General features: G+C 41.5%; 15 protein-coding genes. 3 read left to right on the top strand and 12 right to left on the bottom strand.

The window, feature by feature from the left end:
• Positions 1 to 25 precede the first annotated feature (25 nt).
• The 5 genes from IGJ44_RS02535 to IGJ44_RS02515 all read right to left on the bottom strand — a co-directional run bounded on the left by IGJ44_RS02535 (position 26) and on the right by IGJ44_RS02515 (position 11,425).
• Complete coding sequence (locus IGJ44_RS02535; RefSeq protein WP_167827329.1) at positions 26 to 4,606, bottom strand: hypothetical protein; 4,581 nt, start codon at positions 4,604 to 4,606, stop codon at positions 26 to 28.
• A gap of 374 nt (positions 4,607 to 4,980) precedes the next feature.
• Complete coding sequence (locus IGJ44_RS02530; RefSeq protein WP_015508951.1) at positions 4,981 to 6,456, bottom strand: helix-turn-helix domain-containing protein; 1,476 nt, start codon at positions 6,454 to 6,456, stop codon at positions 4,981 to 4,983.
• Between the two features lie 242 nt (positions 6,457 to 6,698).
• The gene (locus tag IGJ44_RS02525; protein ID WP_430606072.1) at positions 6,699 to 8,936 is read right to left on the bottom strand and encodes an ATP-binding cassette domain-containing protein; all 2,238 of its coding nucleotides are present in this window, start codon (positions 8,934 to 8,936) and stop codon (positions 6,699 to 6,701) included.
• Positions 8,937 to 9,265: 329 nt separating this feature from the next.
• Positions 9,266 to 9,610 (bottom strand): DUF7006 family protein, encoded by a 345-nt coding sequence (locus IGJ44_RS02520; RefSeq protein WP_074536610.1) that lies wholly within the window; start codon positions 9,608 to 9,610, stop codon positions 9,266 to 9,268.
• The gene (locus tag IGJ44_RS02515; protein ID WP_430606071.1) at positions 9,611 to 11,425 is read right to left on the bottom strand and encodes a hypothetical protein; all 1,815 of its coding nucleotides are present in this window, start codon (positions 11,423 to 11,425) and stop codon (positions 9,611 to 9,613) included.
• 233 nt (positions 11,426 to 11,658) lie between these two features.
• Here IGJ44_RS02515 and IGJ44_RS02510 point away from each other — a divergent pair, with 233 nt between their 5' ends.
• The 3 genes from IGJ44_RS02510 (at position 11,659) to IGJ44_RS02500 (ending at position 14,153) form a co-directional block, all read left to right on the top strand.
• On the top strand, positions 11,659 to 12,531 hold the full coding sequence (locus IGJ44_RS02510; RefSeq protein ID WP_074536947.1) for a CPBP family intramembrane glutamic endopeptidase: 873 nt from the start codon (positions 11,659 to 11,661) through the stop codon (positions 12,529 to 12,531).
• A 91-nt stretch (positions 12,532 to 12,622) separates the two neighbouring features.
• Complete coding sequence (locus IGJ44_RS02505) at positions 12,623 to 13,492, top strand: Rgg/GadR/MutR family transcriptional regulator (protein ID WP_074536948.1); 870 nt, start codon at positions 12,623 to 12,625, stop codon at positions 13,490 to 13,492.
• A 16-nt stretch (positions 13,493 to 13,508) separates the two neighbouring features.
• Positions 13,509 to 14,153, top strand: coding sequence for a CPBP family glutamic-type intramembrane protease (locus IGJ44_RS02500; RefSeq protein WP_151196791.1), 645 nt, complete (start codon positions 13,509 to 13,511; stop codon positions 14,151 to 14,153).
• A 387-nt stretch (positions 14,154 to 14,540) separates the two neighbouring features.
• Here the strand turns inward: IGJ44_RS02500 and IGJ44_RS02495 are convergent, their stop codons facing one another.
• The 7 genes from IGJ44_RS02495 to IGJ44_RS02465 all read right to left on the bottom strand — a co-directional run bounded on the left by IGJ44_RS02495 (position 14,541) and on the right by IGJ44_RS02465 (position 21,524).
• Positions 14,541 to 15,122, bottom strand: coding sequence for a GNAT family N-acetyltransferase (locus tag IGJ44_RS02495; protein WP_074536867.1), 582 nt, complete (start codon positions 15,120 to 15,122; stop codon positions 14,541 to 14,543).
• Positions 15,123 to 15,348: 226 nt separating this feature from the next.
• The gene (locus IGJ44_RS02490; RefSeq protein ID WP_422704910.1) at positions 15,349 to 16,368 is read right to left on the bottom strand and encodes a serine hydrolase domain-containing protein; all 1,020 of its coding nucleotides are present in this window, start codon (positions 16,366 to 16,368) and stop codon (positions 15,349 to 15,351) included.
• A 546-nt stretch (positions 16,369 to 16,914) separates the two neighbouring features.
• Complete coding sequence (locus IGJ44_RS02485; protein ID WP_123834790.1) at positions 16,915 to 17,325, bottom strand: type II toxin-antitoxin system death-on-curing family toxin; 411 nt, start codon at positions 17,323 to 17,325, stop codon at positions 16,915 to 16,917.
• Positions 17,322 to 17,558 carry an addiction module antidote gene (locus IGJ44_RS02480; RefSeq protein ID WP_010748784.1) on the bottom strand — a complete coding sequence of 79 codons (237 nt, stop codon included), beginning with the start codon at positions 17,556 to 17,558 and terminating at the stop codon, positions 17,322 to 17,324. The genes IGJ44_RS02485 and IGJ44_RS02480 overlap by 4 nt, the downstream gene beginning before the upstream one ends.
• A gap of 333 nt (positions 17,559 to 17,891) precedes the next feature.
• Positions 17,892 to 18,791 (bottom strand): haloacid dehalogenase-like hydrolase, encoded by a 900-nt coding sequence (locus IGJ44_RS02475; protein WP_430606070.1) that lies wholly within the window; start codon positions 18,789 to 18,791, stop codon positions 17,892 to 17,894.
• 1 nt (position 18,792) lies between these two features.
• Positions 18,793 to 20,073 (bottom strand): PTS cellobiose transporter subunit IIC, encoded by a 1,281-nt coding sequence (gene celB, locus IGJ44_RS02470; RefSeq protein WP_195265273.1) that lies wholly within the window; start codon positions 20,071 to 20,073, stop codon positions 18,793 to 18,795.
• 707 nt (positions 20,074 to 20,780) lie between these two features.
• Positions 20,781 to 21,524 (bottom strand): hypothetical protein, encoded by a 744-nt coding sequence (locus tag IGJ44_RS02465; RefSeq protein ID WP_005227479.1) that lies wholly within the window; start codon positions 21,522 to 21,524, stop codon positions 20,781 to 20,783.
• Positions 21,525 to 21,633: the final 109 nt, after the last annotated feature.

Here is a 21,633-nt window from a genome sequence, read left to right as displayed (position 1 = left end):
TCACGTTTGGTACGATCTTTTTTCTTTAATCTCGTGGGACAAAGCGTAAGACGATGCGATACTTCGGTACGAGCAAGTCTTCATAATACCCACCTTGATCGGCTTCTGTATCAACGATCCATTGGGGATAGTCTCCATAGAAGTCCCCCGATAAGGAAATCGGCACGCGGCTTCTTTCTGCTAGGCGAACCAAGTGTTGTTCCTCCATCGCCTCATAGAGTTGGATCTGGGTTTCTTCCGTTTTTAGGTTCAATCGCAACAGCGGGGTTGAGATATCGTCATAGGTCAGGGTTGGGTCTTCTTCTTCGCTTTCACTTTCGGCATAGTCGAGAGGATCTTCTCCCGCTTCTAATAAGACAATACTGGCACTATCATCGATCGCCAGTTGATTGACGTAGGTATCCACGGCAAGTGGCGATTGATTGCGGATCTCATACGTTTGGCTTTCAAAATTACGATTCGATTCCGCTGTGTTGTACAAGGATTCGAAGACCATTTTAGTCGGGATCGTCACCCGCAGATGTTCAAGTTTCGATGTCACATCGATACCGACGGTCAGCTGGTAGGCTTTATTCCCCACCTCAAGAACAGCGAAGTAGCTGCCATCTTCGTCCACTTCTCGTGTAAGATCCGTTTCTACGATGCGAAATTCTTCCGTCATATCCGCTTCCGTCAAGACGTTTGCGGCTTGTGCTCGGCTTTCTTGAAGGATCAAAGCATCCAATGCCTCTTTTGTAGGTAACTCGTTGATCTTATAACGATCTAAGGTGATATTGTACGCTTCAAGGTCTACCCCTTTGATAACGTTTTGACGAGCTGTGACATCGACATAGGTCTCAATCGAAGGTTTTGATAAGAAGATCGACACTTCTGTCTCGGTTTCCAATCGTTCATTTTCTCTTAGTGGAATACGGAAATAGCGATACAGCTGATTTTCATCACGATAGTCGCCCCATTCGATTCGTTCAGAGTTTTTGTCTAATTCAACGAGTTCTCCGTCAGTATTGGTATAGGTGATCACTGTGACATCGGTATCCTCGTACATAGAACCAGTGATTTCAGTCGACTGATCACTCAATGCATCGATTCGGGCAACGAGGCCTTCTGGTTCTGAAAAACGAATTTTATTGTAATTATTTTTCGCAATCACTTGATAAATATCTGTTTGTGTTTCAAGACTTTCTAAGGAACCATCGAATTGTTCGCCACTCAGCAATCTGGAACGTGCTTCGCCATTTCCTGTGCCTCCATAGGGGAAGGTATTGCCACCATTTCGATTGATTCTCATCGTTCCTGAAATATTGATAAATTCTTCCGTTGGTGCCTCTAAAGAAGCATTTTCCCAAACTGCTAGTTTTTGACTCGCCACATTGATTCGCAAACCATTCGCAACCGTATTTTGTGCGGAGCGGATCAAACGCTGCAATTGCGCATTGGCTTGACCAGTTCTTGTCGTAGGGTGACTAATTTCAAACAAATTCACATTGTTTATATTCAATCGTGCATTGGCTAGTCTGAAATAAAGAACTGCAGATTTATTTCTTATGGTTTCTAATACAACCGTAGCGTCTTCTTCTGCCGAAAATGAATTACGCACATTGACTAGTGGTCGATTGATAAATTCTGCTGATGTCCCCATGCCTGTTCGATTATCAGTCATGAAAAAATTAGCTCTGGCCCCTACCATGATGTTCGCAAATGAATTCGAATGATTGCTTGAGGCATTCCCTCCCGCTTGCGTATTTAATCCTCTCGCAACCCCTTTAAAGGTCGCGTCATCATTGAGAATGAAATTAGAGGAAGTCGTGACTCTAAAGATTCCTCCAGATTGATCCACGTCAAGGGTAGCTCCTTTGCCAATCCGAACAAATGAATTACTAGCAGTCAACCATATAAAGCGAGAATCTGAAGTCGTTCGATCTCTTCTTGACGTCATGGTGGCATTGTCTTGCAATTCCACTCTTTGTGACACTCGGATTCTGGCGTAATTTTGACTTGTAGCTGAATTTTGAATCGCCGTCGTTGTTGGCTCTGTCAAATGAACTTCAGCATGTTGTCCAAGCGTAACGGAACGAACAGTGGTGTTTCCTGTCATTCCCCTCGCTGCGTTGATTCTCGTATAGGAATTTTCGCCAAATAGCAGATCCGTCGTTCCGACGCCTTGTAAAAATCGTCCCCCCGTATCAACTTCGACTTTACTTGCTTCTTCCATCGTAAATTTCGAGTTCGCCAAGGTTAAACGAAAGACCGCTCGTGCTGCTTGTCGCGTAGTATGATTGACCGTTACTTTCGCTTCACGTCCGAGTTTGATTTCTTCTCTAAATCGGAAAAAATCAACATTTGCATTGCTTCGTCCAGAAACGGTGATCTCAGAGTGATCGCCCACATGCAACCTGCGAATGGTTGAAGAAGCAGCAGATGAGGTACCGCCAGTAAAGCCTTGTGCGGTTTGTAGGCTGATCGTATTTGCTTCACCAATATAGATATCTGTTGTGCTGCGACCAGTAACCAATGGTCCTACTTGATTGAGGGAGATGGTTGCATTTGCTTCTGATAGAAATTGGGATGCCGCCGACGTTGAACCCAATGCAATGAAAGGATTGGCGGCTGATGACGTGCGAGAATAGTTGATCGTCGCTTTTTCTCCTAGAAAGAAGCGTCGTTGCACGGAAAATGCATTAGCTGCTGCACTCGTTGAATGCTCAGCAATCGTGATTTCAGCCCCTTCAAGCAGCTCAAATTGATCGACCATCGTTCCAGCGGTGAAGCCATGACCTAACACACCAGTAAGTTTCGCGTATTTCCCTAAAGTTACCTGAGCCAAGCTTGCATTGACGAACGCCCCACGCTGATTCACAGCTATTTCTGAATAGTCACCAATGGTGATTTTTCCGTTGCTCGATGCTAAACCGATGACGACATTCGATGTACTCGCTGAAGAGGTCGTTCGCGTTCTCGGTACGTCAATTGTTGTATGACTGCCGACTTGAACCGAAGACGTTGCGAAAAAGGTGCGATACGCTTGACCAACAGTGGCATTACTAGGTTCACTGATGGCTATTTCCACCTGATCACCAATCGAAATACTGTCAACGGCTATGTTGCCATTAAACCCGTTGCTATGCTGATTGTTCATTTTCACATGGTCTTGGATCACGATCGTGGAACTCGCCACCCCTGTAAACATCGGTCCATGCTGCGAGACCTTGGTTTGTGTGTGCTCCCCCAAATCGATGGCAGAATTCGCACTTCGAAGTTGAATAAATGCCCCGGTCGTTGTGCCCGTCCGCGTTCCCTCGATGATGGTAGGTTGGTCTGCGGTACTATTTTCAACGACGAAGCGGCGTCCGACATTGATGGCGGGTGTCGTACTGACTGTTCCATACTCAGATAGCTTTAACTGACTACCTGCTTGTAACCGTATCTCTCCTAACGTACTGGTAGAGTTCCCGGAAAGTCCTTGTCCTGTACCAACATCCAGAGTTGCCCCTGTAGCTAACGTCAATCGGCTGTCTTGATTGGCATTTGGCAAGGAAACCATTGCACCAGATTGGCGAATCGTCGTCACACTTCCTTGACCAAAATCAAGGCTTGCTGTGGTACCCGTCATGTGAAAGACGGTGCCAGTATTGCTGTTGGTACTGCGAGTGACAGAAATTTCAGCTTGGCTAGCGACTGCTACTTGGTTCATTTCAAAAATCGGTGTGGCATTTGAGGAGCGATGATTGATCGTCAATTGCCCTTCAACCAAAAGCCTTTCCGCCGTGAACAAGGTTGGAATGGAAGACGTCGCTGTCGTCACCACATTGGTTCCTTTGAAATGAAGATGTGCTTGGTTGTTATTCACCACGCGTCCTGCGGTAGTGGTCAGCTCCAATTGGGTATCTTCAAAAGTGATCGTTGATGCCCCAGTTGTTTGAGCCAACCCTTGCGCTGACTGGATGCCTTGTTGCTGCACCCCTTGCCAAGCCAGTTGAACGGGTGCCGCAAACTGCATCAGGTTCTCGGCTGCCGTCTGTGAAACGATCACAGGTGTTTCTTGACTACGAAAGGTAACGTTCGTCCGTTGGATCCCACTGATTGGCTCAGTTAATGCCAAGTTGCTGGCAAAAGTAAGCACTAGCGATTGCTCATTAGCGATTTCTTCGTAACGATACTCCGTGCCCTCTTCATCGGTGAAGGGTTCCCCAAGTAAAATTGCCCGCAATTGCGCCTCACTTGCTACAGTCAGTTGGATGGTTGCAGCTTCTGCATCGAACCCTTCGACTTGCTCGTTTTCAGATTCAGGCTCCTCTTCATCTTCTGAGCTGTCTGGCGTTTCTGCTTCGGGCAGTGCTTCAGTTTCTTCTACTTCTTCTTGGCTAGCGGTCGTTGAATCATCGGTGGCTTCCGATGAGGTTGTTTGTTCCTCGCTGCTTTGCTCGGTTGACTCTTGCGTTTCCGATTGATCAGCAGAATTATTGGTTTCCTCCCCTGAAGATTGTTGCGTCCCTTCAGAAAGTGACTCTGTTTCTGCATAAGCAACTTGCTGGAACGCCATCGTCGTGTTGACGCCCGTGCTGCTCAGTAGTAATACGGCCGAAAACAATGTAAGTAATTTCATCATATCCTCCTTTCTTCAAGTCTTTGTTGCGTTAAGAAAGCTGAAAACTAGGGAATAGCTCCTTGCTTTTTCACACAAAGCTGTCTCAATATTCTTCGTTTTTGAGGGAACGACAAAAAAAGACATTTTGATGAATCAAATGTCTGGAGAAAGTTGTTAGATTAAGTTTTCATAAAATAATAACTACATACGAGTTCTGGATTCTCAAAAACGAAGGTTATTGGGACAAATTATTTGTAAGTATGACACGCGTGTTCCTTACTAAACTAAGAATAGCGTGCTCGTTTCTCAAAGGAAAATCATTATTTTCATAAACACCTGAAATAGATGAATAAATAACATACCTATTTAAACGCGTGAACAGCACAGCAATTGGTTTAAAAGAGCGGTTTTTGATGGGGATTTATTTTCCTTTCGAGGTGTTCCCAATCGCGATCATCCGGGAGAGATTTTAACAATAAGTAATCTGTTTTGACTTTATAATCAACAAGGTAGCGATTGTAATTGGTCACGATCAAATCGATATGGGCAGCATGAAGCGTATGTTTTGTTAAATATTGCAGTTGAACAAACGTCAATTTATGCTTGCTGCCAAATCGCTGGATCGCTCTTGTTTGGATATGCTGGCACACAAAATGATCCCCTTCTAAGAGGAAATAAATGGTTTTTGCTGGTGCATAATAATCGAAAATCAGCTCGCTATAAATCGTTAAACTGACACAGATGTCTTCTAAGTAGGCAGTAGACAAAGAGAGTTTTTTGCTCTGCTCCTTAAGAAATTGTAAGTTCTTTTGGTAACTCTCACTGTTGGAACGCATGATCACCTCTTTGATATCATCCATTTCCTTGTTCAAAACCGGCGCAATCGCATGGTTAATTTTTCTCGATAAAAAGAAAGAACGTAAAAAAGTCGCAACCGTTTTGGCTTGTGCTTGGGGAACCTCATGGTTTTGAAGAAACAAGTCCGTCACAGTTGTGATGGCTTCGCCTTGATGAAATTGTTGGTAAAATTTTTCCTCTCGTTCTTCTTGATCCAAGGTTCGCTTGCACAAGGTGACTAAGTAGATCCAAGCGAATTCTTCTTTGGGCAGCTGAACCTGATAGATTTTTTCAATGCCTTCCTTCAGTGCGTATAGCTTGGAAAAACTGTTCCCTTTATACGCCTGTCTAACCAGTTCTTTCGGCATAGTGATACGATAGCCGAGGCTCGCACGCTTGATGGCAATATAAAACGTGTAGTAAAACGCTGCGGGAGTCGCCCCAGATCCGATTTCATAATAGCCGAACTTGTCCTCCAATTGACCTAAGATCAAGTCATGCAAGGCTTGATCTGGAACCAACGTATAGATCGTTTCCACACCTTCGTAATAAAAATCTTTGAAAAACTTACGCAAGTTGGCTTCACTTCCTTCAATCGTTAAGGGATTTGATGCCCACTGCAAGCCATAGCTTTTTAAAATAGGGTTTCGCTGATTGAGTAGACGCCGAAACGTACTCTCTGAAAAATGATAATGATGTGCCAGCTCATCCACCTTAGATAGTTTGCCATGGAAAATATTCCCGATAATTTCAAATAAACATTCATTTTTTAACAAGCTTTGTTTTCTTTTTTGATAGTCTGCTGGCTTTTTCTCTTCGAAAACAAACCCGCTATTGCCCGAAACGAGGGCAATACTGTCCCCAAAATATTCTTTCATGTATTTGATATCATTGGCAATCGTTCGTTGCGTCACTTGATTGCGCTCTGCTAAGTCGCCAATCGTGAACACACGGTCTCGCTCAATCGTACTCAGCAGCCGAAACAAGCGCGCGGTCGTACGGTTGCTGATGAAGGCCAATTGCAACTCTCTCATTCATCCCACTCCTTTTTTTCAAGAAATTCTTTTCTATACTATTACATAAATAGCACACTATTTGGTAATTATATACTCAAATTTATATATTTTTAATCAAAAAACCTACTAAAAATGAAAAAAATAGCGGGCAGAAATTCACTTTTTAGACTTATCATATTCTTTTTTGCTGGAGGAAAAAGAAAAAAAGCCGCAAGCAGCGCTCGATGAAAGAGCTGCTTGCGGCTTTTTTGGTTTTCTCATTAAAATAAATACTGGGCAGTAATCGAGGACTGGCACTCGATCAGTTTTTCTGGAATCCCTTCGTACAACACTTCGCCACCGCGAATCCCGCCATCAATGCCGACATCGATCAGCCAATCCGCTGCTTTCATGACCTCAAGGTTGTGTTCGATCACGATCACCGTGTTGCCTTTTTCTACTAATCGTTCGATGATCGCCAAGATGCTTTTGATGTCTGCCATGTGCAATCCGGTTGTTGGTTCATCCATAATGTAGATATTGCCTTTTTTGCTTAATTCTTTTGCTAACTTCAGTCGCTGGCATTCCCCACCAGACAAGGTATTCAATGGCTGTCCAAGGGTCATGTATCCTAGTCCCACAGCCAAAATCTGTTTTAGTTTTCTTTGAATCGCTTTTTCCTCAAAGAATTCCACCGCTTCTGTGATGCTCATGGCAAGGACTTCATCGATCGACTTGCCTTTCAAGCGATACTGGTAGACTTCTTCTTTAAACCGTTTGCCGCCACAGGCCTGACACAAAACTTCGACGGAATCCATAAAGGACAGTTCCATCTTGATGGACCCGTGGCCTTTGCACGTTTCACAGGCACCTTCGGAATTGTAGGAAAAAAGACCTGCTGAGACCTTGTTTTCTTGGGAAAATAACTTCCGAATGTCATTCATGATCCCAGAATAGGTCGCTGGATTGGAGCGGATATTTCCCGCCACCGCTGATTGATCGATCGTAATGGCTTCGGTGTATTCTTTAGCAAAAACACCATTCACCAAACTGCTCTTTCCAGAACCTGCGACACCGGTCACCACTGTAAATACTCCTAATGGCACCCGCAGTGCTGTATTTTTCAAGTTATGCAGCATCGATTTTTTTGTTTCGATAACCTGCTGACTCTGGCGAGGTGCTTCTTTAAAGTCCACCATCTGCCCAAATGCTTTGCCAGTCAGTGTATCTGAGCGCAGCAATCCTTCAAAGGTTCCTTCGTAGGTAATATAGCCGCCATTTTTCCCCGCTTTAGGACCAACATCGATAATATGGTCAGCTGCTTTAATGACATCTGGATCATGCTCCACTACGATGACGGTGTTTCCTTTGTCCCGTAGTTTGACTAACAATTCATTCAATCGATGGACATCCCTTGGATGCAGCCCAATACTCGGTTCATCAAAAATGTAGATCACATCGTTCAAGCTAGAAGACAAGTGTTTGACCATTTTTACCCGCTGACTTTCCCCACCAGAAAGGGTCGTTGTTTCACGGTCTAAGGAAACATAATCCAACCCGATATTGATTAGATCAGTGATTCTCGCTTGGATGTTTTGAAGCAGCGGTTGGACACTCTCCTCCGAGATTTCTTGAAGAACCGTCAATAGTTCATCTACTTGCATCGCCAAAAAGTCCGCAATCGAATAGCCCGCGATTTTGCACGCGAGTACTTGTGGGTTGAAGCGTTTTCCCTGACAGTCAGGACACTTCTGCTCATTCATGAAAGAAGCGATTTTCTTCTGGGTAGCAGCGGAGCTTTCATTGCCACCCTTGATATTGGAGCGATTAAAACGAGCGACTAAGCCTTCATAGGTGGAACTCATCCCTTCCATATACAAGGAATCGATTTTTTCTCCTTGGGCATACAAAAAGCGGTTCATTTCTTCTTCGCTATATTCTTTCAACGGCTTGTCATTGTCAAAAAAGCCCGTGTTGGTGAAAGACTTCAGCAGCCAGGAGCCGACTTTGTAGCCAGGAAGCAAGATCGCCCCTTCGTTTAAGGACTTTTCAAGATCCAGTGCCTTTTCTAAATCTAACCCGACGATGCGCCCAATCCCTTCGCAAGTGGGACACATCCCATGAGGATCATTGAAGGAGAAATTCCATGCAGGACCTAAATACGGTTGACCAAGACGAGAAAAAAGCAAGCGGATCAAGGGATTGATATCCGTGATCGTCCCTAATGTGGAGCGGGAATTGCCGCCTAAACGGCTTTGATCGACCACTACTGCCATCGAAAGATTGTCGATGGCATCGGCATCGGGCTGGCTGTATTTTGGCAAAAAGTTGCGGACAAATTTCGAAAAGTTCTCATTCAGCTGTCGGCCAGCTTCTTGTGCGATCGTGTCAAAGACGATCGATGACTTGCCTGAACCAGAGACACCCGTGAAAATCGTGATTTTTCTTTTGGGAATCTTCAAGTCAAAGCCCTTCAAATTGTTCTGCCTGGCGTTGTGGATCGTAATGTATTCCTGCATGCTATACCCTCCCAGATTCTGTTGAATTTTTTTCAGTGAGCGACCATTATAGCACAAACATTCTCGCTGTTTCTCGGAATTTTGAAAAAAACTATGTTTATTTTATGTTTTGTTCTAAATGCTGGAATAGCAAGGATAGAGGGCTTATGCGATTTTTCGATAACTATTAAAAGTGAAGATAGTCAGGCCTGATCGATATATCTTAGCGAGAGGTTAGTGGCAAAAGAATCGATGAAGAAGAGTCAAAAAAACTGTCTGAAAAGAGGAAACCCGTTCGAATCCTTGAGCTAAGGTGATCGAAGGGGTTTCGTTTCTACTTGCGAGAATCCTTATAGAAATAAAAGCGAATGATAGTCATTTGTGTGTGTCATCCCATCCAATTTGAAAATCTCTTCATAATAAGAAGCGCTATCTATTTCCGATAATCGTATAATTTCTTGTTCCGACAACTTGAAAATGTTGTCTTCCATCAAACTTGAAAGAATTTGTAGTTTCGCATCCAAAATCATTAATTCCTTGATGGAAGGCAATGCATTAGCCGAAGAGATGCTCTGAATCAAACAAGTGAATTCTTTTTTTATTCCTTCATAATACTCTTGAATCTTTATAGAAGTCTGTTTTTCGATCGATTCATCAAAAAAATGAAAATACTCTTTTACACTATGAATACTCATTTATTTCCCATTCCTTTTCACTTTTGGCAATAGAAAAAGATAGACAGAGACTACACTTGTGAGAAAACCTAAAAGTGTAACGAATAAACTTGTCCTTTCCTCTAGTTTGCTGAATCCTGTTTGGGGCAAACTGGTGCTATCTCGCTGACTTAGCTTCGACAAGAGAGGAGCGGTCTTTATATTTCCATTTGAGATTGCCTTGTTTCCTTCAACCACTAACGGAACATGTACCTTTTTCACCTCTCTAAACTTACTCTGAATACCATCCAGACTGTCTTTCTTATTGTTTGTTAGTTTACGTAGCTTGATTGATCTATCTGGGTCGTTTTTACTTTTCGCTATTGCCACAGGAGCATTTTTTTCTCTTTCTTTTTTTGAATTATCCCCCTCAGGTTTTCCTGGCTTTGGGGCTTTTACTTCTACTTTCGATAGAGATGGGACTTTTTGTTCGATTGCTTTTGGCGTTGGAACTTCTACTTCTGGTAGTTCGGGCACTTGTTGCTCGATTACTTTTGATGTTGGGACTTCTACTTCCGGAAACGATGGCACTTGTTGCTCCATCACTTTTGGTGCTGGGACTTCTACTTCTGGTAGTTCGGGCACTTGTTGCTTGATTACTTTTGGCGTTGGAACTTCTACTTCTGGTAGTTCGGGCACTTGTTGCTCCATCACTTTTGGCGTTGGAACTTCTACTTCTGGTAGTTCGGGCACTTGTTGCTCCATCACTTTTGGCGTTGGAACTTCTACTTCTGGTAGTTCTGGCACTTGTTGCTCCATCACTTTTGGCGCTGGGATTTCCACTTCCGGAAACGATGGGACTTGTTGCTCCATCACTTTTGGCGTTGGGACTTCTACTTCCGGTAGTTCGGGCACTTGTTGCTCGATTACTTTTGGCGCTGGGATTTCCACTTCCGGAAACGATGGCACTTGTTGCTCGATTGCTTTTGGTGTTAATACTTCTACTTCTGGTAGTTCTGGCACTTGTTGCTCGATTGCTTTTGGTGTTGGGATTTCTACTTCCGGTAGTTCTGGCACTTGTTGCTCGATTGCTTTTGGTGTTAATACTTCTACTTCTGGTAGTTCTGGCACTTGTTGCTTGATTGCTTTTGGTGTTGGGATTTCTACTTCCGGTAGTTCTGGCACTTGTTGCTCGATTGCTTTTGGTGTTAATACTTCTATTTCTGGCAACGATGGCACTTGTTGCTCGATTACTTTTAGTGTTGGGACTTCTACTTCCGGTAGTTCGGACACTTGATGCTCGATCACTTTTGGTGCTGGGATTTCTATTTCTGGCAACGATGGCACTTGTTGTTCGATTGCTTTTGGTGTTGGTACTTCTACTTCTGGTAGTTCTGGTACTTGTTGCTCGATTGCTTTTGGTGTTGGTACTTCTACTTCTGGTACTTCTAGTGCTTGTTGCTCGATTGCTTTTGGTGTTGGTACTTCTATTTCTGGTAATTCAGGTACTTGTTGCTCGATTACTTTTAGTGTTGGGACTTCTACTTCCGGTAGTTCGGGCAGTTGTTGCTCGATTGCTTTTGGTGTTGGTACTTCTACTTCCGGCAACGGTGGTGTATGTGCTTTTATAAAGGCCTCTTGGAGTTGTTCTATCCTTTCATCTGTATATAGTGATCCTTCTATGTCGTACCATTTCTCGGTGTCTTTAGTTAAAACGGTACCATCAAGCAATGGTAAGGTATCTCCTGTTTCACTCGTGGGTATGCTGTCAGAAGAATTTTCATCAGCAAAGCCACTGACACTGTTTAACGTACTGATCAATACCACTGAAGTCGCAATAATCATCTTTTTATTCATTTTATCACTCCTATTTTTATCTAGTTACGTGAGCATCATACAGCCAAAAATTCTTTCATAATTATTTGGTCCTATTATCAGGACCAAATGGATTTCACCCAGTTAGCCGTTGTAAGATTTGCTTTGTTAAGAAACGCTATACTAGCTGTATTTTTTTACAAAATGCTATACTAGAAAAAAGATTACTTGGTTTAAACGTTTAATTATTTTTTCAATAAGAAGGAGAGATTAAAATGAAATTAGCACTCACTGATTCTATGGCACTAACAAAAAAAGAACGAAAAAGAAGTGTTACACTGGCTATTTTACTTGGAATTATCTTGGTGATCATTGTTCAAACCATTGTGACGGAAGTACCCAACCTATTTATTTCAAACATAGGTGCACAGGAAGTCACTGCTCTATTCGTAAATATCTTCGTAATTATTGCCATCCTCTTATTTTCTCGTTATTTTGAAAATCGCTCAGTAGCTTCCTTTGGTTTAACTGCGAGACACCCCCTAAAGAATATTGGCATAGGTTTATTGACCGGCTTTGTTTTTCTATTATTCGTATTTCTTGTTAATTTATTTTTTGGGTCAATTAAGGTTTCCTTTCATTTAGAATCAATTAGTTGGCTCTATGTCATTGCCTCTTTTTTCGGTTTTTTATTTCAAGGGACAATGGAAGAAGTCGTTTGTCGTGGGTTTATAATGAACACAGTAAGCGCAAAAACGAATGTTTGGATGGGTGTGATCATCAATTCTATTATTTTTACCGCTCTTCATGGAGTGAATGATTCAGTAACTGCGTTGGCGATCTTCAACTTATTTTTGGCTTCACTTATTCTGTCGTTCATTTTTTATCTTTCTGATAATCTGTTGCTCGTTGGTGCTTTCCATGCCATCTGGAACTTTCTGTTAGGCCCTTTTTTTGGAGTACCTGTTAGCGGACTACACATTTACTCTTCCGTCATTCAAACTGATCCTGTAACAGACAAAGCATTGATTAATGGCGGTGGTTTTGGTTTTGAAGGTGGATTGGGTCTAACGATTGGCGCCGTTTTGATGTTGATTGTCTTATTCTATTTTGTAAAGAAAAAAAATGACGTTGCTGATGCGATATAATCTGGCGATAAGACATATGGAATAACTATTCTATCAATAATGACCTTTTTCATTTTTGATTGTTCAACGAATAAATAAAGGAGAGAGACGGTTGAGTTACGGAGAACTGATTAGGAAAATCCGATTGGAGAAAGGTTTTTCACAAAAAGAAATTTATTATGATATTGTCACGAAATCCTATGCAATCGAATTCGAAAAAGGAAATCATGATTTATCTTTTAAGCTATTATTGAAGGTATTGGATCGTTTGATGGTTAATTTAGAAGAGTTTTTCTTTATTTTCAATTACGATAATAAACAAACCAAAACCAACTGGGAAAAATTCGAACTTGCTTCCAATAGCAATGATTTGCGACTACTCAAACAGTTATATGAAGAAGTTGCTAGTTCTCAAAAAAGCAGTGATCGTGTGTTTAGAGCAATGATCAACATGAGGTATAAGGTTATGGTCCATTTCAAAGAAACTGGAATGGTAGATAACAGCCAAGCTACGGTCAGCGATATTCAAATTGTTGCAGATTATCTTGAGTCCATTCAAACGTGGACACTGCAAGAAATACAGTTGTATTCGAATACAATGGGCTTTTTCAAACCTGAGCAACAAATCCTTTTCTTCGATAATGCATTGAAAAAAATTGGTATGTATCGTCTCTATCCTCCAGGAGAGACCATCTATGCAAAGCTGTTTATCAATAGTTGCGGTAACTTTATCGGCCAAGGAAATTTTACCTATGCAAGAAAAGCGGTAGCTCAGTTGCAGCCCCTGACTCTCGGACTACACAGCTCTGTATTTAAACTCTATCACTCGTTTTTTGAACAAGTCATTCTTTTTTGTACGGTAGAAAAAAATGCTAGTAAAACTGCAATAGAACAAACATTACAATTATTCGATGTGCTGGGTTTTACTTATTTGCGTGCACAATGTTTCGATTTTTTCACCCAAATTCAAGCGATTTATTAGAAAGTAGGCGCTATGTATGAACAAACTTTATGACACCCCGGTATCCCCTCTTCGAGTGATTTTCGGTTTAGTCCTTATTTTTTGCGGTTTTTTAAACTTATCTTTCGGATTTCTTCCCTTTCTAGCACCTTATTCGTTATTACTAGCTAGCTTGATTGCATTCTTACTTACCTATAGTCTGAAGGGAACGGCTCATTTGTTTTCTAAACCAGAAAATCCGTTCCGCAATTTCTTTCTTTTCCTCCTTGCTGCCTTTATCCTAAGTTTTGTCACTAGTTTTTTATTGGTTCTTATTTTAAAACTCGATTTAAAAGCCAATGACCTTAGCGGAAATATTCCATGGCTGCAACTGCCTTTTATGCTGTTAGGAGAAGAATTATTTAGTTTTTACGTTTTGATCATTTCTCTGAATTTCTTACAAAAAAACCCGCAACGAATGATCATTGCCACTTTGCTCAGTGCCTTTGTATTCGCCATATTTCATATGCTGACTTACTGGAATGGAAGTTTCCTGCTAACACTCATCCATGTCCTCTTATTGCAAGGATGTGCTCGAATTCTTTTCAATGCAGCAGGTGTTCGATCGAATTCTCTCTATGTTCCGTGGCTCATCCATATTGTGTTTGATTTGATTACACTTGGTGCAATTTCTTATTTCTAGTCCTTATTTCGATAAAGTTTCACCAAAACGTTGTATTGTGTTCTGATCAAAATATTTTCAATCCTTCATCCCGCTTCTGCCCTAAAAGGTAAATTAAAAAGTCCTAAATTTAGGACTTTTTAATTTACCTTTGATTGTCAAGACTATGATTATCTTGGATACTCTCTGAATATTTTTTTCAGAGGACCGACCATACTAAAATGACTCGTGCATGTTGGTTTGAGTTTCTTAACGATTGGAGAATAGAATGACTAATATAAGACACATCCTGTTTATAGGTTTCAAAGTAGTCTTTGGAATCATCGCAGCTATTGGTTTAGGTTATGCTTTGGCAAAAAGTGACCCGCTCCCTTTTATTATCCATATGATCTGGAATCGTTAAAGAAATCAGCTCAATGCAGTTAACGGAAACGTTTTGATCAATGTCACCGTTTCTTCAGCCCCGTAATCCCCTTCGGCATATAAAGTAAGATACTCTTCCAACAAATAGTCAGCAAGGTCTTGGGAAGATTGCGTAAAACCAGCCTTTTCGTAAGATTTGACTGCAGCAATATTTTTTCTCGATGGTCGCATCATCAATTTTTGAATGCCGAATGTTTCATGTAAATGATCACCGAGGGTGACGATCGCATCGGTGCCAAATCCTTTGCCGCAATGAATTTCCCGGTTCAACCAGATATCCAGTTCTGCTATGCCGTCTGTTAGATGAAATGAGGAGTAGCTAATAAAGCCAATCGGTTCACCTGCATGTAGAATCAAAAAGCCTCTGCCATCTTGCGGTTGGGCACCAGTAAAGTAATACTCTTGATAGTCCTCAAAAAACTCTGTTTCGGTGGCGATCGGTGCATTAGGATAAGAAGGTGGTCCAGAATGATACTTTGTGGTTTCAGAATGAAAACACCATTGATAGACCGCTTCTTTATCTTTGATTTCCGCAGGGGTTAAAGTGACTTTGTTGCCTGTTAGCATGTAGCACACTCCTTTGCTTAGTTAGTATATGATAGCTGCTGTGCTTATTTTAATCAAAGGTACTTTAGAAAACAACTGCTCGCCAATTCGTTTATTAAATATAGATTTCGTTTAGGAAAACAAAAAACCAATTGCTCTCTTTCATTTTTCAAAGACTTACTATGTAGGTTACATACATAAACAAAACCGAAACAGCAGACTTCCTCTCTGTTTCGGTCTTACTTCATTAGTCTACGAAAAATTCTTCTAACACTTCTTGCATTTCATAGGCATGTGCCGATTTGTTTGAACATACCGCGATCAACAACTGCTGATCTGGGTAGTAGACGGAATGGTAGTTGACACCTGGATCATAGCCCATCTGGATGTACTTCACCACTTTTTGTTCTACCACTTTCATCAAACCGCCATAGCCATAAAAAAATTCATCTTCCTTATAGACTTGTGGTGTCAAAAATATCTCGGTCATTGTTTTACTCAGTAATTGCCCGCTGATCAATGCATGCCAGAATTTTTCTAAGTCTTCAACTGATACATAAGCACCGCCATCCGGTCCGCCCTTGGCTGGGATGGAAAATATATTGGTCTTAAGTCCTGATTCCGTTTCAATATATCCTAATGCCGTATTGCGAGGCAGCATGTCTTGGGCAAAGTAACCAGCATCTGTCATTTCTGCTTTTTCAAAAATATTCTTTCCAATATAGTCGGTAAAGTGCAAGCCGCTAACTGCTTCTACAATCACTCCTAAGAGGATGTACCCTGCATTGTTGTACTTGACCTTGCTTCCCACTGGATCAGCCATGGCTTTTTTTTGAAAAAGCGGCAAAAAATCACGGGGGGTTCGCACTCGATAGGTCGGCAAATCTTGCCAAAGTGCTTCAAAATCATCGGATACTTCTTCATCAAAATAGTCAGGGATACCAGAGGTATGTGTAAGCAAATGATGAACAGTCACAGCTGGATCAAAGTTTGGCAATACATCTGGAACACACTCCTGCAGTGTCGTGTCAAAGCTCAGTTTGCCTGCTTCAACTAATTGGCAAATGGCTAGTGCCGTAAAAAGCTTGCAACCTGAGGCAATGCCAAAACGGGTATGGGCACGATTTGGTAATTTGTCTGCATCGTTTGCATAGCCAAAAGAGCGATCCACCAAAACCTTGTCAGCTTTGACCACACGAATATTGCCATAAAAAGCGTACTCTTTTTGCTTTTGTTCTAATCTCTTATCAATTAATTGGGTATTCATTTTCTCTTCCTCCGAATGTTTCGTACAAGGACAACTTGTCGTCAACACCAGCCTACCCTTTTCATATTTGGAAACGCAACATCCTTATCTCCTCCTATCTGTTATCAGAGTATCATAGAATAAAGCGCTTCACAATGGTGGTATCTTTGTACTTTTTGTGCAAAGACACCCAACCATTCTATCCATCTGTCATTTCATGAGCAATGGCAACCTACTCGCTGTTTCTCGGAATTTTTTAAAAAAACTATGTTTATTTTATGTTTTGTTCTAAATGCTGGAATAGCAAGGATAGAGGGCTTATGCGATTTTTCGATTGATAGATGAACCGAGGGTTAGAAGAATAACTATTGAATAAAAAACGCATGGCGCAAGTGGCGAATAGAAAAGACGAAAACAGACCAAATCCCTTTTTATAAGGATTTGATCTGTTTTCGCGTCGATGTGTTTAACGAAAAGTCATGATCGGCTACTAACCTTTATGCGAACAATTCCGTTTGATTACTAAACAACCATCAATTAATTGAAATGTTTCTTTGCACCCTTTACTTAAAAGTTAGGCCTTACGCGATTAGAATCTTGTAAGTAGCTTGCCACCTCTTCTTTTAAATCGTTAAACTCTTTTTTACTAGTAGTAATAGTCAGAATAAAATTGACCGCTTCATCTTGAGAAAAATTTGTCACATATCCATTAAGCTGCAAAAAAGTAATCATAGAAACTAAAGCGGTCCGTTTATTACCATTATGGAAAGGGTGTCTTTTTACTAAGTTAATTGCTAAAATTGATGCCTTATCAAAAATTGTCGGATATAATTCTTTGCCAAACACAGCTTGTGATGGTTGATTTATTGCCATATCCAACGCACTTGCATCTTTTACACCAATCATTTCTCCTTTAGAATACTGTACAATTACTTTCGCATTGATTCTAATCACATCTGCCGCCGTCAAAAAAATCATAAGTCAACCAAGTCTTTTAAAGCTTTGTCGTATTGATCCATGACTGAATCTACGATTGAATCAATAGAAACTTCTTCAACCGCTTTAATCATTTTTACAGATCCATCCCGTTCAAAAACATAACTGATTGATTCACCGGTCTGAACACCGATATACTCCTTTACTTCTGCAGGTATCGTTGTAATATCACTATTACCAGATCTTCTGACTTTATAATTTTTTGTTTTTTTCAATTTCTACCCTCCCAATGTATATACAAATGAATTTGTATATACATTATACAACAATAGATACATGCCGTCAAAATATGTCTTAAAGAGCATAACCTGCAACTCTATGATCCGACATACCAAAGAATAATCAATCCAATTTGAAAATATATTTCCTAATTTTTTTCCTACTCACCACAATTGTTGCGAATTCTTAATCACGCATTAAAACTCACTATAAAAAAACCGAAACAAAGAACTCACTCTCTGTTTCGGTCTTGCTTCATTATTCAACATTCAACGAAAAATTCTTCTAACAATTCTTGCCTTTCATAGGCATGTGCCCATTTGTTCCACCTATCGATTCACTGAGACGGCCATTCGGTGATAGGTATGGCGCTTGCCTCTGATGGCGATGGATAGTTGCAAGATGTTCTCGGGATCAGCGGTCCCAGAAAAACCTGCATCTCCGATATGATGAAGGTCGCATCCGGCACGTTTGCTAGTCAATGCCAAGGCACGGATCGTACCTGTATCTGCACCTTCCTGTGTAGTACCGATGGTGCCCATGACCAACTTCTCTTTTTGGTGGATAAAGGCCACTAGATCACTCATGTGTTGTTCACTCAGCCCAGGAATCGTACCCGCAATGGGTACAAGAATAACATCGGCTCCAGCTTGAATGAACGCAGACGCAATTTCTTCATCTAACACGGGTTCATTGACACCAGCACCGTGCATTTTTCCAGCAATAATGATCCCAGAGAAAATGGCTCTTGCTTGTTTGATTGCCGCTGTGATCTCTTTATTTGAAACGCCAGTGGAAGGATTTCCTGTCAGACAGATAAAATCAAATCCAAGTGCTTCTGCGCGAGCCATGTTTTTCTTTGTTGCCAAACGCCCAGTCGCGATAGTTGTCAGCTGTTCCATCTGCTCCGCACAATCGTCGACAGGCTCAAGATTGACCCCAACAGGCCTCCCCGTTAAGCACTGCAAAAAGCGAATGGGGTCATCCGTAGTCGGTAATCCTTTGATAGCGCTATTTTCGCAATCAAATAGGTTCAGTAAAATCAAATCCGCCCCAAATGCAGCGACGAATTCAGCATTGGTGATTCCTCTAGACATTGGATCGATTTGGACATCATTTTCTGCAACGATCGTCCGCCCCGCACTTCCTCGGATACTTTCCAATAGCTGGTCTTTATCAAATGATTTAAAATCAGCTGCCGTGCAATTCAATAATCGTTTTGTCTTCATTTTACGCCCCACTTTCTGAACCGAGTTCACTGGCTAATGTCCGATTATCCAGCATTTTGAAGAATGGATAATAGATGGCGATAGAAACCGTCAGATTCACCAGTTGTAAGATTGCCCCCGAAATATGTCCGCCTGTGGCTAGATAACCGCCGATGATTGGCGGCATCGACCATGGCACCAAAACAACGGCAGGTTGGACGATCCCCATGGCAACTGTCGTATAAGAGATGATATAACAAACGACCGGCGTCAGAATATATGGGAACAAAATCAAGGGATTCATGACAACGGGCAACCCAAACATGATGGGTTCATTGACATTGAAAACCGTTGATGGAAATCCGAGTTTCCCCAACTCTTTTAAATACTTGCTTTTACTTCTGACTAATAGCAAGATCGCTAAGCCCAAAATCACCCCACTACCACCAATCCAGACAAAGGTATTCATAAAGGTATAATTGATGATATGCGGAATCGTTTCGCCGTTTTGAAAAGCGATTCGATTCTCATCGATCATTTGAATCCATGTCGGCTGCAAGACGCTCAAAACCAAGTCCCAACCGTGGATACCTACTGACCAAAACAATGACGTAAACATGATGGCAAACAGACCGCCTATAAAGCCTCCGCCAATGATCGACAATGGTTGTCCCACAAGACTGTACAGCAGATCATGAACATTCGTGTTACCGAATGATTCCACTAATAAACGAATCACCCAGAAAAGCGAGAGGCAAAAGAATGAGGGGATCAATGCAATAAAGGAGCGACTGACCGCCGGGGGAACGTTTTCTGGCATGCGAATCACGATATTCTTTTGTACGAATAATCGGAAAATCTCCGCCGTGATTAGACTAGTGATGATTGCTACGATCAGCCCGCGGCTACCAAGATAAGACATTTGAATGCCGCCATCTTCAATCGGAGTGACTAAAAGAAAAACCGAGGCTGCCAATACACCGGCAGATAAACCGCTGACGCGGTAAGTGGTTGCTAAACTATACGCAATAGCAAAGGAATTGAACAGCGCCATCACACCAAAGGTCACTTGGACGACAAAGTCTAATTTGCTGCGCCATTCCCCGCCAAAAATACTCGTAACAAATAGGTTAAAGCCTTCCCATGGAACGTTAGATAAAATAACAAAAATGGAACCGATAATAATCAAAGGCATCGTGGTGACAAGTCCATCACGGATGGCAACTAGATGCTTTTCACCGCCAATTTTCATTCCCCATGGCAGCATTTTTTCTTCCATAAATTTCTTTAACGAATCCTTCATAAGCTTCCTCCTTAACCTTAAAAGAACGCTGACAGATTGCTTTCAGGTATCTTTTCGAAGTGTGAATAGAAACCAAGGCTTGCCACCTTCAAGAACCTAGGATTGAAGTGCTGATCGCCAGAACGCTATTTCTATGAACACAGTAAGAACGCATGGCATTGGATTTCTCAACTATGACTGCCTATTTTCCATGCGACTGTCCTCAACTGATCTTCACACCTGTTATTTGCCGCAAACGATCCTGCGCATGAACCGTTTCAAACGACAAAAAAGGCATTGGACAAGATTGTCCAATGCCTTTGGCATAGCAAAATAAGCGTCCAGCATCCCACGGTTTTTGCCCAAAAACCTGCCTAAATCTACTAGAAATCGACAAGGAAATCGGGTACAATAAACACGTTGATGCCTTTGGCGATCAACTATGGCAACTTGATTGGTCATCCTGCTTAGGGGTCTGACTGATCAGGGCCTCGTAAATCTGTTGGCGCAGAGATACGAGGTGCCTATTTTTTTGGTTTCTATTCGCTTACATTTTATAGAATGTTTTTGGGAAAAGCAAGCGAACATTGCAACAAAATTGTAAATAATGGTCAAAAAAATAAAAAACTATTGTGATTTGTTCGATTGAAACAGAAAATAGTAATTACTTTGCGTATTTATAAAAAAAGGAGGACCGAATCATCCATGATTCAGTCCTCCTTTTCGCGTTAGACAAATACAAATAAAATTCCGGAGCAGATCGTGCCTACCAATAGCCCACGAATACTGCCTTCTCCTTCATTGGGTAACTCAAATTTGATGATATTCACCAGCAAAGCGCCGGTGATCAAGGCTTCAATAATGACCACCAAATAGTAGGGCAATGAAACAAAGAGGGAGAACGCAGCTCCCGCGAAAATACTGAAGGAAAGCACAAAGCGGCCATATTTGTTATAGAGGGCACCATGATGGTGATAGAGCAGCCAATCGTTCATGAGAAAGTGCAAACCAAAGGCAATAAAGTAGGTCAAAATGTAAAAACGCTCTGATAGCGTATTGGCAATCACGATATAGCCGATCATGATATTGTAGATCACATGAAAAGCGATATCCGACCAAAAAAAGGCGTTTTTGGCACTGGTGATGTCTTTCTTTTCTAACACCATAAACGTCCGCTCATCGATTTTGTAGATCACGTAACTGAAGACTAAGCCAAACAAAACGATGCCATAGACCCCATGACTATAAAAAATCCCCGAATCCCAGCCAAATTCATCGATCAACACCGTTTGAAAATAAGCCAAATGGGGCAATAGATGAACGATCGCATAGGAGATCCCTACACCAGCGGCAAAGGAGCTCATGTATTGCACGTTTAGTTTTCTGGATGAGATAACATTTGAAGATAGATGGATGAAGATAAACCCTAAAGTGATCATGCAATTCACAAGATTGTTTGTTAGATACGTCATTGTTTTCTCCTTCTTACATTCCGTTTGCGGCATCGTTTAATCGCAATTTTCAATAACAAAGTCTTTTTAATTAGTTATTTTTGGTTATTTTCATGAAATATTCTTGTTT

Source organism: Enterococcus sp. DIV1368d, assembly GCF_050542975.1.
In the GTDB taxonomy this organism is placed as follows: Bacteria; Bacillota; Bacilli; order Lactobacillales; family Enterococcaceae; genus Enterococcus_D; species Enterococcus_D casseliflavus.
This window is presented reverse-complemented; position numbering and strand designations above follow the sequence as displayed.

What these genes read in the sequence shown, in the direction of transcription:
- IGJ44_RS02520 (WP_074536610.1), bottom strand. Translation starts at nt 9,610, where the DNA reads ATGAGTATTCATAGTGTAAAAGAGTATTTTCATTTTTTTGATGAATCG.
- IGJ44_RS02500 (WP_151196791.1), top strand. Translation starts at nt 13,509, where the DNA reads ATGAACAAACTTTATGACACCCCGGTATCCCCTCTTCGAGTGATTTTC.
- IGJ44_RS02465 (WP_005227479.1), bottom strand. Translation starts at nt 21,524, where the DNA reads ATGACGTATCTAACAAACAATCTTGTGAATTGCATGATCACTTTAGGG.
- IGJ44_RS02495 (WP_074536867.1), bottom strand. Translation starts at nt 15,122, where the DNA reads ATGCTAACAGGCAACAAAGTCACTTTAACCCCTGCGGAAATCAAAGAT.
- IGJ44_RS02475 (WP_430606070.1), bottom strand. Translation starts at nt 18,791, where the DNA reads ATGAAGACAAAACGATTATTGAATTGCACGGCAGCTGATTTTAAATCA.
- IGJ44_RS02490 (WP_422704910.1), bottom strand. Translation starts at nt 16,368, where the DNA reads ATGAATACCCAATTAATTGATAAGAGATTAGAACAAAAGCAAAAAGAG.
- IGJ44_RS02515 (WP_430606071.1), bottom strand. Translation starts at nt 11,425, where the DNA reads ATGAATAAAAAGATGATTATTGCGACTTCAGTGGTATTGATCAGTACG.
- IGJ44_RS02535 (WP_167827329.1), bottom strand. Translation starts at nt 4,606, where the DNA reads ATGATGAAATTACTTACATTGTTTTCGGCCGTATTACTACTGAGCAGC.
- IGJ44_RS02485 (WP_123834790.1), bottom strand. Translation starts at nt 17,325, where the DNA reads ATGATTTTTTTGACGGCGGCAGATGTGATTAGAATCAATGCGAAAGTA.
- IGJ44_RS02530 (WP_015508951.1), bottom strand. Translation starts at nt 6,456, where the DNA reads ATGAGAGAGTTGCAATTGGCCTTCATCAGCAACCGTACGACCGCGCGC.
- celB (WP_195265273.1), bottom strand. Translation starts at nt 20,073, where the DNA reads ATGAAGGATTCGTTAAAGAAATTTATGGAAGAAAAAATGCTGCCATGG.
- IGJ44_RS02510 (WP_074536947.1), top strand. Translation starts at nt 11,659, where the DNA reads ATGAAATTAGCACTCACTGATTCTATGGCACTAACAAAAAAAGAACGA.
- IGJ44_RS02525 (WP_430606072.1), bottom strand. Translation starts at nt 8,936, where the DNA reads ATGCAGGAATACATTACGATCCACAACGCCAGGCAGAACAATTTGAAG.